At 40.2% G+C, this 12,471-nt stretch carries 14 protein-coding genes and 1 riboswitch; of the genes, 5 read left to right on the top strand and 9 right to left on the bottom strand.

Annotation, left to right across the window (positions count from 1 at the left end):
- Nucleotides 1-47: 47 nt before the first annotated feature.
- The 3 genes from HNQ41_RS08490 to HNQ41_RS08480 form a co-directional block, all read right to left on the bottom strand.
- Entirely contained in the window at nucleotides 48-818 is a 771-nt protein-coding gene (locus HNQ41_RS08490) for a TIGR01457 family HAD-type hydrolase (RefSeq protein WP_184663984.1), read from the bottom strand.
- A gap of 108 nt (nucleotides 819-926) precedes the next feature.
- A complete protein-coding gene (locus HNQ41_RS08485; RefSeq protein WP_184663983.1) occupies nucleotides 927-1,559 on the bottom strand; it encodes a helix-turn-helix transcriptional regulator in 633 nt (210 codons plus the stop codon).
- 98 nt (nucleotides 1,560-1,657) lie between these two features.
- On the bottom strand, nucleotides 1,658-2,107 hold the full coding sequence (locus HNQ41_RS08480) for a DUF86 domain-containing protein (protein ID WP_246421552.1): 450 nt from the start codon (nucleotides 2,105-2,107) through the stop codon (nucleotides 1,658-1,660).
- Between the two features lie 185 nt (nucleotides 2,108-2,292).
- On the opposite strand from HNQ41_RS08480, the gene glpX reads away from it, so the two are divergent.
- The 3 genes from glpX to HNQ41_RS08465 all read left to right on the top strand — a co-directional run bounded on the left by glpX (nucleotide 2,293) and on the right by HNQ41_RS08465 (nucleotide 3,847).
- Complete coding sequence (glpX, locus tag HNQ41_RS08475) at nucleotides 2,293-3,264, top strand: class II fructose-bisphosphatase (RefSeq protein ID WP_184663982.1); 972 nt, start codon at nucleotides 2,293-2,295, stop codon at nucleotides 3,262-3,264.
- 23 nt (nucleotides 3,265-3,287) lie between these two features.
- The gene (locus HNQ41_RS08470) at nucleotides 3,288-3,554 is read left to right on the top strand and encodes an SAV0927 family protein (protein ID WP_184663981.1); all 267 of its coding nucleotides are present in this window, start codon (nucleotides 3,288-3,290) and stop codon (nucleotides 3,552-3,554) included.
- 62 nt (nucleotides 3,555-3,616) lie between these two features.
- Nucleotides 3,617-3,847: a hypothetical protein gene (locus tag HNQ41_RS08465; RefSeq protein ID WP_184663980.1), complete on the top strand. Its 231-nt coding sequence runs from the start codon at nucleotides 3,617-3,619 to the stop codon at nucleotides 3,845-3,847.
- Between the two features lie 31 nt (nucleotides 3,848-3,878).
- On the opposite strand, the gene HNQ41_RS08460 is transcribed toward HNQ41_RS08465, so the two are convergent.
- The gene (locus tag HNQ41_RS08460; protein WP_184663979.1) at nucleotides 3,879-4,169 is read right to left on the bottom strand and encodes a YutD family protein; all 291 of its coding nucleotides are present in this window, start codon (nucleotides 4,167-4,169) and stop codon (nucleotides 3,879-3,881) included.
- Nucleotides 4,170-4,298: 129 nt separating this feature from the next.
- On the opposite strand from HNQ41_RS08460, the gene HNQ41_RS08455 reads away from it, so the two are divergent.
- Nucleotides 4,299-4,970, top strand: a complete 672-nt coding sequence (locus HNQ41_RS08455) for a YhcN/YlaJ family sporulation lipoprotein (RefSeq protein WP_184663978.1) — start codon at nucleotides 4,299-4,301, stop codon at nucleotides 4,968-4,970.
- 126 nt (nucleotides 4,971-5,096) lie between these two features.
- Here HNQ41_RS08455 and lipA read toward each other — a convergent pair whose 3' ends face one another.
- On the bottom strand, nucleotides 5,097-5,987 hold the full coding sequence (gene lipA / locus HNQ41_RS08450; protein WP_184663977.1) for a lipoyl synthase: 891 nt from the start codon (nucleotides 5,985-5,987) through the stop codon (nucleotides 5,097-5,099).
- A 260-nt stretch (nucleotides 5,988-6,247) separates the two neighbouring features.
- Here lipA and HNQ41_RS08445 point away from each other — a divergent pair, with 260 nt between their 5' ends.
- Complete coding sequence (locus HNQ41_RS08445; RefSeq protein WP_184664012.1) at nucleotides 6,248-7,177, top strand: M23 family metallopeptidase; 930 nt, start codon at nucleotides 6,248-6,250, stop codon at nucleotides 7,175-7,177.
- Nucleotides 7,178-7,241: 64 nt separating this feature from the next.
- Here HNQ41_RS08445 and HNQ41_RS08440 read toward each other — a convergent pair whose 3' ends face one another.
- The 4 genes from HNQ41_RS08440 to yunB all read right to left on the bottom strand — a co-directional run bounded on the left by HNQ41_RS08440 (nucleotide 7,242) and on the right by yunB (nucleotide 12,044).
- Nucleotides 7,242-7,358: a methionine/alanine import family NSS transporter small subunit gene (locus HNQ41_RS08440; protein ID WP_184663976.1), complete on the bottom strand. Its 117-nt coding sequence runs from the start codon at nucleotides 7,356-7,358 to the stop codon at nucleotides 7,242-7,244.
- Entirely contained in the window at nucleotides 7,358-8,896 is a 1,539-nt protein-coding gene (locus HNQ41_RS08435) for a sodium-dependent transporter (protein ID WP_184663975.1), read from the bottom strand. Before HNQ41_RS08435 ends, HNQ41_RS08440 begins: the two co-directional genes overlap by 1 nt.
- Before the next feature lie 304 nt (nucleotides 8,897-9,200).
- Nucleotides 9,201-10,748, bottom strand: a complete 1,548-nt coding sequence (locus HNQ41_RS08430) for a Na+/H+ antiporter NhaC family protein (protein ID WP_184663974.1) — start codon at nucleotides 10,746-10,748, stop codon at nucleotides 9,201-9,203.
- Between the two features lie 134 nt (nucleotides 10,749-10,882).
- Nucleotides 10,883-11,061, bottom strand: a riboswitch (Lysine riboswitch).
- An 80-nt stretch (nucleotides 11,062-11,141) separates the two neighbouring features.
- A complete protein-coding gene (yunB, locus tag HNQ41_RS08425) occupies nucleotides 11,142-12,044 on the bottom strand; it encodes a sporulation protein YunB (protein ID WP_184663973.1) in 903 nt (300 codons plus the stop codon).
- Nucleotides 12,045-12,471 lie beyond the last annotated feature (427 nt).

Genomic DNA, 12,471 nt, shown 5'->3' with positions numbered 1-12,471 from the left:
TAAGGGTTCGAACCTTCACACTGAAGCACAGCCTTTTGTCATTGGGGTTAAAGTTTTGTATCCCAGTCATCTAATGAGTCAATAGAAGCAATCGGCTGACGTTCCTTCGTCACTAATTGTTCTTTTGTCGTCACACCGGTGTGTACGATGACTGTATCAAGTCCTGCATTGATTCCAGCTAAAATATCGGTATCATAGTTGTCCCCAACCATTACCGTGTGTTCTTTAGATGTCCCAAGTACATCTAAAGCTTGGTCAACAATGATTGATTCAGGTTTACCGATAAAAGTCGGCTCTACGCCAGTTGATACTGTAACAACTGATGTAATCGATCCATTCCCTGGTAACAACCCTCGCTCTGTTGGAATCGCAATATCACCATTCGTTGACAAAAACGTCGCACCATTTCGCACAGCTAAACAAGCGGTTGCAAGCTTCTCATAATTAATCGAACGATCAAGCCCAACGACAACATAATCTGCATCTTCCTCTGCTAATGTGAAACCTTTTCCTTCTAATGCGACACGCAACCCTTCTTCACCAATCATATTAACAGAGGCCTGTTTCATTTTCTTTTGTATGTATTCAGCCGTTGCCATACTTGTTGTAAACACGTGGTCCTTCGTAGCTGGAATATCCATCTCTTTGAGTTTCTTTGCTACTTGTTCCGGGGTTTTCGTTGAATTGTTGGTAACGAATAAATACGGTTTCTCTGCCTCCACCAAACGTTTTACAAACCGGGAAGCTGCTTCAATTCTCTCTTCACCTCTGTACATCGTACCGTCTAAGTCGAGTAAATAACCATCATATGCTTTCATACTAAGTCCTCCTTCGAAAAAAAAACTGATCCAAAAAGGATCAGGAAACCTTAAGCGATGAAATGAATATCATCTAAAAGTATTTGTATCATCGACCTATTTCATCCATCATTTTTCAATCTTATAACAACAATAGCCATCTTGTCCATTCGAAGCACACATCATGCACGAAACGTGCTCAGCTTCTAATATTTCTTGAAGCATCGATTGCTCATATTGACAAATAGAAGTGAAATGTTGGGAAACTCGTGAAATCGGACAATTATATTGTTTAAACCAGTAGCGGCCGTCTTCATCGAGATCATACTCAGCCATGTAACCTAGTTCATTTTGAATATTCATAAACTCTTCTATACGCTCTTCAAATGACAAGTGATGAAGTCGCTTCATATAACGTTTGCTTAAGCGCTCTTTTCTTCTTTGAAATAATTCCTCAAGCATGTCCTCTCCATACATCGTTTGAATATCATTTAAAATATCTAAAGCTAATGGCGCATAGTCCCTAGGAAACGTTTCTTGGCCTGATTTAGTAAGTTGATAGATGTTGGTTGGGCGCCCCATTGCCTGCCTTAATAGCGTTGTCTCAACAATTTGATCACGCTCTAACGTATTCAAGTGTCTCCGTACAGCCATTTCTGTAATTTGTAATTCTTCTGCAAATTCTGCAACTGTTAATTTGCCTTTCTTTTTTAATAAGCGCAAAATGAGTTCACGTGTCGAGGTGGTTTTTGTCGTCGTCATCATCTTCACCGTCCTTAATCACATTGTAGAAGATGATGCCAGTGACGTAAATTTAAAATAGAAAAGTTTAAAAAATTGCCTTATATTTTGACACATTTTTATTCACTTTGTGGCAAAAAAGCATTGACCGTGCCTATTTCACGTTCTACATACGCTCGGACTCGTCCACAAAATCGTAACAAAATGTTCATTTCCTGCTTAAAACCATCATATAATTGGACGTGATCGATCGTCATATATTGTTGCATTAACGGTTTACGCCAATTAATTAAACGTTTCAACCCTTCTCCATCTTCATGATTAATCACTTTCTCATCTACAAGAATATCAACGACATCATGATAGCTGCCTGGATCACGCATAATAAACCCATCTATTAACTGGTTGCCAACATCAATGGTCGCTTCGATATACATCTGAACGATACGCTCTAAGGCTATTTTATTTATCTCTCCTTCGCATTTTCCTTGTTCAGAAAAAGTTTTCAATAGGTATTCCAGATATTGAAGCCTTTTTTGTAATTGCTCACCATCAACGAAATACATCATAGATCGCTCCCTTTTATAAAAATATTAGTGTAACACATTGAAACCGCAAACATTTTATTTTGTCTCATTTTGAAGAAAAAACGATTTCCAATCTATCTTTTTTTTGATATGATTAATAGCAGTTTAACACATTGTCCTTATTATGATTCATATTTCAATAGGTTTCCTACTAGGAGGTTTTTACATTGGATCGAGAATTAGCTTTGGAAATTGTACGCGCCACAGAAGCTGCTGCTCTCGCTAGTTCACAATGGATGGGAAGAGGCTTAAAAAATGAAGCCGACGATGCTGCAACATCTGCTATGCGCAAAATGTTTGACTCTGTAAATATGAATGGAACCGTCGTAATCGGTGAAGGCGAATTAGACGAAGCGCCTATGCTATATATCGGTGAACCGCTCGGTAATAAAAATGGTCCCGCTGTTGATATTGCCGTTGACCCGCTAGAAGGGACTAGTATTTTATCCAAAGGATATCCCAATGCACTTTCAATTATTGCCGTCGCTGATCGTGGAACACTCCTTCATGCACCAGATATGTATATGGATAAAATCGTCGTTGGGCCTGAAGCAGCTGGGTTAATCCGCCTTGACGATCCAATTGAAAAGTCGATCGATATCATTGCCAAGATGGCAAATAAACGAGTTCGTGATGTCAATGTCATCATCCAAGAACGACCACGCCACGAAGAGCTAATCGAACGCATCCGTGCGACAGGCGCACGTGTAAAATTGTTTGGTGACGGTGATGTCGCCACTTCTATTGCCACTGTTCTCCCACGGACAGGGATCGATTTGTTTATCGGTACTGGTGGTGCGCCAGAAGGTGTCATTGCTGCTGCAGCCATTAAAGCTTTAGGTGGAGATATGCAAGCAAGACTCGCACCTTCAAATGACGATGAAAGACAACGTTGTGTTAAAATGGGACTCGAAGATCCAACACAACTTTTACAGTTGGACGACTTGGTTCGAGGTGATGATGCGATTTTTGCTGCTACCGGTGTTACGTCTGGTGAACTTCTCGACGGTGTCCGATTTATCGGTGGTGATCAAGTCGAAACCGATTCGATTATCATGCGAGCAAAAACAGGAACCGTTCGTTATGTCAAAGCACAACACCGTTTAAACCAAAAACCACACCTCGTCATGTCTGAATAATATAACGAAAAGAGGGTGACAAGGTGAACGAACGTTTTTTTCTCTATGATGAACAAGAAGACACAGCTACACGTTTTGTAAGTTTTATGGGTGAAAATGATCGCTTTGATTTAGCGATCGTGTCAACATCACGTTACTACGGTAAAAAACTTGTCCTTGATATGCAGAAAAACCGTTTAGCGATTATTGGCCAAGATGACCTGGAAGAACCTGGCTATTTAGAACACGCTTTCAACCTAAGTGAAGAGGAAGGTGCCGAAGTGCGCGATTTCCTTTACGAAGTCATTTAATTTATTGATATGTCATAACCACCTCTTTTTCGGTTATTCTACTGATTAAGAGGTGGTTTTTTATGTCTGCACATAACGATCAAGAATTAAAAAACATTGAAGATGAAAGAAAATCCAAGCAAGCAGAAGAATTTCCTGATGGTCCTTATGGCTCTACGATTTTCCGTGAAGAACAACTACAAAACAGTAGTGAAAAACGTTCAGTCAGTGCATATACGTATGAAAATCGACAATTACATGCAGGAACCAAAAGGAAATTCGAACAAGCTCATCCTCCACACGATGAAAGATAATTTTGTTAATGACCACCTTATAATAGGTGGTCTACGTTGAGTTCTTATCAGATTTCACTTTTTTTATAACAAAGTAAGCACACCCAAAATTACAGTATTCATACAAATATTCAGGTAAAGAACTAATTCTCGTCTCATGAGAAGAACGGCGACTTTCGTTGTCAAAAAAGCCTTTTAATCGTAGCTGGCTATAGCCCCAATCGCCAACAATGTAATCATACTTTTTTAAAACTTCTGTAAAGCGCGCACGGAATGCTTCTTCATCCCAACCTTCCTTTTGATCATCAATAAGTTCATATTCATTTCCTTGAATTTGGATCAATCACGTTCACCTCTCTTCCCATACATTTCTATCTTGCATCATTTTGACAGTGAAATCAATATCATCAATTTGATCATTTTTATCATGAATTTCCATTCCTTTGGTCATCCTAATGGCAGGAGGTGTATTATGAAAAAACGTCTTTCGATGGTTTTACTCGGTTTACTTATGCTTACTTCCGCTTGTGCTGAGGGAGGGATAGAAGGCAACTACGGTCCGTATGCAAAAGGAACAAAGCAGGCGCAGCAATTTAACCCCAATGACAACGACCGGTTTCAATCATTCAATGTCGATGAAATTGAACAATCTGCTGGACAACGTTACGGATTCGTTAGACATAGCGAAAGATCAGCAGCTCAATCTTTACAAGATGAAGGAACAGCGAGTTACGACAAGGAATTAATGGCTGATAGCATCAGCAAAATCGCTGCATCCTTACAAGACGTAGAAGAAGCTGCTACTCTTGTCACAGATGAATATGTGTTAATTGCTTACGACACGTTTTCTGGAGAACGAGAAGAAGTGGCCGATCAAGTGAAAAAGGGTGCGCTGTCATTCGTTCCTGCACATTTCAATATCGTTGTTGCAGACAACCCTGCGTTCATGCCCGATATCCAACGTTTCGCAAGTTTATCAACGCCACCAGAGGAGCATGAAGAGACAATCGAACAAACCGTAAAAGAAATGATGACCTACCCACAAGGTGAACCCGTCGATTTAGATCATGATGGAGAACCTGACTATGATCCTCTCAAAAAATCAGAAAATGAATTAAACGATCGAGAAGTCGAAAATAATTGACTACATCATTCAAAAAAGCTGACCCTGTGAAGCGAATCACTACGCATAAACTTTTATAAAAGTTTAATGCAGTAGCTGATTTGTCACTCACAATCGGGTCAGCTTTTTATATGTGCAATAAATCCCTTATTGATTTGCTGAAGATTCTGCCGCATTGACTTGTTCATCTGCATGGTAAGAAGAGCGAACAAGTGGACCTGATTCACAATGTTTGAACCCTTTTTCCAATGCAATCTCTTTAAGCTCACGGAATTCTTCAGGACGCCAATATTTCTCGATTTTCAAATGTTTCTTCGTCGGTTGTAAATATTGACCGATTGTCAAAATATCTACATCTACAGCGCGAAGGTCATCCATCGTCTGAATGATTTCCTCTTTCGTTTCCCCTAAACCAATCATTAAACTCGATTTGGTTGGGATTTTTGGTTGCATTTCCTTTGCTCGACGGAGAAATTCAATTGAACGCTCGTAAGTTGCACGCGCTCGAACACGCGGCGTAAGACTTTCGACGGTCTCTATATTATGGTTGAGAATATCTGGTTTCGCATCCATGAGAATACGAAGATTTTCTTCTTTGCCCATCATATCTGATGGTAATACTTCTATTGAACAAAACGGATTCTTTTCTCGAATTTCACGTACAGTTTCAGCAAATACTCTTGCACCGCCGTCCTTCAAATCATCACGAGCAACCGCAGTAATAACAACGTGTTTTAAGCCCATCATCTTAACCGATTCCGCCACACGTTCAGGCTCTTGCCAATCCAATTCGTTAGGTAAACCTGTGTTCACCGCACAAAAACGACAAGCACGTGTACATACATCACCTAATATCATGAATGTTGCCGTTTTTCTTTCCGCCCAACATTCATGAATATTTGGACAGCGTGCCTCTTCACACACAGTATGTAATTTTTTCTCGCGCATCATTTTTTTCAAACCTGTATACGAATCGTTCGTATTTAACTTTATTTTCAGCCATTCGGGTTTTCTTACGTGTTCTTCTTGTTTTGCCATATCCACTTCACCTCAACGATCAACTTTTCTTGACTAATCTTTACGATGATCTTCTACTCTTTAGTATACCGAAAACTATAATAAATCATTAGTAACTTTAACACGTTTATCTTTAAATCTCAAAGCTTGCGCCTAATGGAAAAAGTTCACTGCTTGGATTTTTATAAATTGCACAAACTACTTGTACGCATTGTTGACAGAAAGGAGCTTTCATCGTGAAACGATTAGCAACCACATGCTTAATCATTCCATTGTTATTTATGTTTTTCCATACGTCGGTGATGGCAGAAGAATCAACAACTGACATACTTAAAGAACGCAAAGCCTTGTATGAAAAAATGGAAGCAGTGACTCAAATCCCGTGGAATATATTTGCTGGTGCTGATAGCTATGAACGCGGCATACGAAAAGGACGCAATGATCGTCCACAAGAAGATGGAGCGATTGCGATATACTTTTCTCCAGAAGAATGGGCAGGGGAAATTAACCCTAATAAAGAAGATACCGACCCACTTTCTATCCAACTTTTTGGCGGGAAAGGAGTTGATGGCAACGGAGATGGTATTAGTGATCGGAAAAATGATGAAGACATATTAATGACCTTTGCAAGCCACCTTCAAAAATACGGAACGGAAGATGAGGATTTGAAAATTGGTTTATGGGAGTATTATCAACGTGATAAAGCCGTTGATTTCATTTTAGGACATGCTAAAATTTATAAGACACTCGATTCTTTAGACACCGACAAGTACGCTTTTCCTGTTCCCACCAATCGAAATTATAGCTATAAAAACACTTGGGGAGACTCTCGGGGATGGGGTGGCCGAAGAATTCATGAAGGTACTGACATCTTTGCGGACCAAGGAACTCCGGTTTACGCTACCACATATGGTATCGTTGAATTGGTTGGGTGGAATAAGTACGGCGGTTGGCGAATTGGTATAAGAGATACGAATAACGTCTATCATTATTTTGCACACTTAAGCCGTTATGAAGAAGACATGGATCGTGGAAAAATGGTTGAACCAGGAGAAGTCATTGGCTACGTCGGCAGTACTGGGTACGGACCAAAAGGGACGCAAGGAAAATTCCCATCCCACCTCCATTACGGGATGTATAGAGACAACGGCTATATAGAATGGTCCTTCGATCCTTTCCCTAACCTAAAAAGATGGGAAAAACAATCCTAAGTAACAATTAGGTTCAAAAAAGAAGGTTGAGTCACTTTAAAATGCTCAACCTTCTTTTAATGAATTATCGATTTGCCTTCTTTTGTTTCGATACTTTCGCTGCGTGTCTTAAGCTTAGTGCTAAACCACCCCAAATGACACTCATTCCAATAATCATCATGACAATCGCACTTACATCCATTATTGGCTCACCTCTTTCGAATCTTCGTCTTTCGATTCATTGCTATTTCCTGACTTCCACTTTTTCAAGGAGAGAAGGAAACCAATGACGAGAGCTCCGACCGCAACGAGCCAACCCCATTGAACGATTAAAGAAGTAGGATACCCTTCGTAGTTTTCTTGGATGTTGGTCATCAAGTTTTGTAAAAACATCCATCCTAAAACGACTGGTGTAATGATGCCAAGACAAACTCTCCACCAAGCTCCAATCTTAATATCTGATACCTCGTTCGCATAGCTTTGCAAACTCGGAAGCAACTTCAAAAACCAAGCAACTGCAACAACAGATACAAGCCCCGCTAAAGCTACTCCGAATTCATTAATAAAGTAGTCTGCAGTATCCAAGAAAAAGAGACCACCTTGTGTTGCATAAACCAATGACACTAGTGCTGATAAGCCCCCACCAAACGCAACCGCTTTTTTGCGCGAAATATTAAATTTCTCTTGTGCAGCTGCAACATAAGTCTCCACAATTGATATTAACGATGATAAACCCGCTAATACAAGCGAACCAAAAAACAAAACCCCGAAAGTGGTATTTAATCCAGGGAACGTATTAATTATTTCAGGGAACACAACAAAAGCTAAGCCAACGCCACTAGCAACAACTTCATCAATCGGTACATTCATTTGCGCCGCCATAAAACCTAACGCTGCAAATACCCCAATACCTGCAAGTAATTCAAAACTTGAGTTACTGAAACCGGCAATAAACGCATTATTATTGATATCTGATTTTTTCGATAAGTAGCTAGAATACGTAATCATAATTGCAAATCCAATCGACAAACTGAAAAAGATTTGTCCATACGCTGCCACCCAAACACCTGGTTCGAAAATAGCTCCCCAATCTGGTTTAAAGAATGCGTTGACCCCATCTATTGCGCCATCAAGTGTGACTGCACGAATGACAATTAAAATAAACATGACAACTAACGTCGGAATAAAAATTCTGTTCGCTAGTTCAATACCTCGTTTTACTCCTTTAAACAAGACGCCGAGAGTAATGACCCAAACCAGAATAAGAGGAATTAAAATAGCAGGAACAAACCCACCAAAACTGCCAATACTTCCATTTTCGGCAACTAAATCAACACGCTGCAAAAATCCTTCCATGAAAAAGCCTTCCGTGTCACCACCCCACTGAAGCCCGAATGAATATACGGAATAAGACATTGCCCAAGCAATAATCACTGCGTAATAAGTAGAAATCACAAAGGAAATGAGCACTTGCCACCAACCGATCCATTCGGCTTTTTTGTTGATACGTGAATATGAAAGGGGAGATGAACCACGGTACTTATGACCGATTGTAAATTCCATAATTAAAAGCGGAATCCCCGCTGTTAAAAGTGCAAATAAATAAGGTAGAAAGAAAGCACCCCCGCCACCTTCATATGCTACGTAAGGAAAACGCCAAATATTACCTAGACCTACCGCGGACCCTACCGCTGCTAAAATAAAACCAGCGCGCGTCCCCCATTGTTCTCGAGCATTCATAAAAACGACTCTCCTTTCTGCAACCGTCTAACTTTTGAGATTTTATTAAAAATTCAGATAATTAACCGTGTACCTCTCCTCCTTTTTGTAAATAGAAGATTATGTTGAATCATTATAATGACCTTTGACTCATTTGTCAAAGTTATTCTCAAAATATTCTTTAAATTTTCAAATATGTATTAAATATGTTTTCATTCGTAGTTTTTTTTATCTTTAATCTGAATTTTGTTATTTTAAAATATAATTGATTTTATACAACAAAGAGGTCGTGCTACATGGCACGACCCTTTGTTTGACTTTACAGCTATACACTTCGAAACTTCATTAAAGTAAAGATTAACATGACAAATAAAACAGAAATTGCTAGGAAAGCCAATAGTAAGTTTCCAGTAAATCCAAGAACTAAGAAACCAGCCGTTGTTAATCCACCGACCATCAACGCGTAAGGAAGCTGCGTCATGACGTGATCAATGTGATGACTTCCTGCACCTGTTGAGGAAAGAATCGTTGTATCCGAAATTGGTGAACAGTGGTCACCAAAGATGGATCCTGCTAGAACAGCTGCTAGGGCTGGTAAGATCAATGAAATGTCCGTTGCTGCAGCCATATCGCCAGCGATTGGTAACATCACGCCAAATGTTCCCCAAGAAGTACCTGTTGATAAAGCAACAAAACCAGCGACAATAAATAATAATGCAGGGATAAATCCAATATTCATACTACCTGAAATTAAGTCTGCTAAATACTCGCCTGTCCCTAGCGCTCCGATGATTTCTACAATCGTCCAAGCGAACAGTAAAATGTAAATCGCCGGGAGCATAGATTGGATCCCACTCCACAATCCTTTTCCTATATCTTGACTGGATACTTTACGACGAACTGACAGTGCTAGTACAACAAGGAGACTGACGATTCCACCATATAAAAGCGATGCTGCGACATCTGTGTTTTCAAATGCATCGAGGATACCTGCTTGTCCTTCCGTAGCTTGGACACCTGTAACAATCATGAAAAACACCGTAGCGATCACGAGTGTAATAATAGGCCAAACGAGGTCACCAACTTTGCCTTGAACAACAGGCTCTAGATTTTGGTTATCTCCTGGCACTTCCCCTTTACTAGGGTCAACAAGTTGATTATTTTCCTGAGCACGACGCTCATGCATTTTCATAGGTCCAATGTCTAATTTAAAGACAACAACCGCAATAACAAGTAAAATTGCTAGCCAAGCATAAAAGTTCATCGGTGCGATTAATAAAAATGCTTGTAGTGGTTCGTACGTTGCCACTGCATGCGTACTAAGTACCCCACCGATGATCGTGATAATGTATGCACCCCAACTTGAAATTGGTGTGACAACACAAATCGGTGCTGCTGTTGAATCAACAACGTAAGCGAGTTTTGCACGAGAGATTTGATGGCGGTCTGTTAATGGTCGACTCACATTTCCGACAGTCAAACTGTTAAAATAGTCATCGATAAAGATAAGTACACCCAAAACAGCCGTCACAAGTTGTGCGCCAACACGCGTTTTCACACGAGCTAATGCCCACTCACCAAACGCACGCGTCCCTCCTAATAATGTAATAATCGCTGCAATCATTCCAAGTAGGACTAAGAAAAATAAAATGTATAATTCCCATGTATTTATACCATCCTGAGTCCAAAAAATCCCACTGACAATGGAGATAATTTCCGATCCTCCAGCTAAAATTGTATTTTCGGCTTCATGGTGTAATACCCATGCACCAACGATAATCCCTGCCCCTAGTGACAAAAGAACGCGGCGCGTTAGTAAAACCATGACAAGCGCGAATACTGGAGGGATGACAGATAAAAAGCCAAATTCCATCGTGTTCTTCCTCCCTCATTCTGTTCGTTTAATGGTTGACAATGTGTCCTTCATAAATACAAAAAAGACGGCAACAGGAAGAGAACCCATCGCCGTCTATCATTATTAAGACGCCAAACTGTTCCTCATCACTTGTTCAAAGTAGTCCTCCACTGCATCAGATACAGTGACAGTGTTGTATTTATTCAATACAACCCCAGCAGATGATCTTTGACGTGATCAATTCTACTTCGGCAATACCCCCTTTCCGTCAACATTCTTTGCTGTCGGGCTCCTGTTACGTACTAATGGATATTGCACCTCTACCTCATCATCGCGATGAGGTGTTGCGAATTTATTCGTTTTTTGTCGAACCTGAGTCATTGTAGCAAACTTTCGTTCTTATGACAAGTATCAAAATGGATTTACTTCTTCTGCTTCAAACACATCAATATCATACTCTTCTGTAAATGTTTCGGGGTCGACTTGCTCATTAAGCTGTCCCGTTGTTTCCTCCTCTGGCTGAACACCCATCTCCTCCTCATCCTCATCATCTTCACTAGGCATAATTGCAGGAGAGATACCATCTGTACCTCCGAAAAATTCGGGAACCTCTCCTGGTACAAGCACCATTCCTACTGGGACCGTTGTTTCAATTATGGCTGTATCGGTAGCAAACGGGATAATCACCCTCGCATCTACTTCAAAATCAATCGATATACTAATATACGTGTTATTAATTCCCACATGCTGAATGTTCTCATTCAAATTTGTTTGAACATCCCCTATGACTGATAACCTCACTGGTACTCTCGGACCAAGGTGTGCTAATAGCGCATTGTTCGTTGCTTGACCTAATGGAATCATATGTATGATACCGTCTTCTGCAAAGGTTGCCCCTTCCATTTCAATATCGACTCCTTCGGGAACGTCGATATTTCGAACCCGTCCATGCTCAATGTCATTTAAATAAGACTGAACACGTTGGGTAGACTCTTGTAACACTCGGTTGTATATATGGGAATTAAATTCAACCGAAACAATTTCCCCACTGTTATCGGTTTGATATTCAATAAGATGCTCCATATCGGTATTCTCTAAAATTTTTTTCGAGATGGCATCGTTAATAGCTAACGTACCAATACGCTGCGTTTCAGTTCTAGCAATTTCAATCAATGTCGGACGAATGCCTTTTTCTACAATGAATAACCCTTGAACGGTTAATATACAAAAAATAATAAAAGATATTAAAAAGACGTACCGAAAAGGTAATGGACCTTTTCGCTTACGGGGACCAATACCTTTCATGCGTTTCATCGTTGAATCACCCCTTTGTGTACCATGTCTATGCGGAGAAAGGACAGGGGTTTCATATCTTTTCAATAAATCTTGGCTTTTGGGTTTAAAAAACCCGTGATTAAGTCAAATCGAGATTTTGTTCCTTTAGAAAACATCAAAATAAAAGAACTCCTCAAACTGTCTGAACATGCACGAGGTTCGGACAGGTTTACTGCTTTTGCTACTCTTACTGTCCGAAGATTCACGGGGTTCGGACAGGTTTACTGCTTTTGCTACTCTTACTGTCCGAAGATCCCTTAGGTTCGGACAGGTTTACTGCTTTTGCTACTCTTACTGTCCGAAGATCCCTTGGGTTCGGACAGGTTTACAGTTTTTGCTACTCTTACTGTCCGAAGATTCCTTGGGTTCGGACAGGTTTACAGTTTTTGCTACTCTTACTGTCCGA

Source organism: Texcoconibacillus texcoconensis (assembly GCF_014202575.1).
GTDB lineage: Bacteria > Bacillota > Bacilli > Bacillales > Salisediminibacteriaceae > Texcoconibacillus > Texcoconibacillus texcoconensis.
The sequence above is the reverse complement of the archived record's forward strand: the minus strand, read 5'-3'. Positions and strand labels throughout refer to the sequence as shown.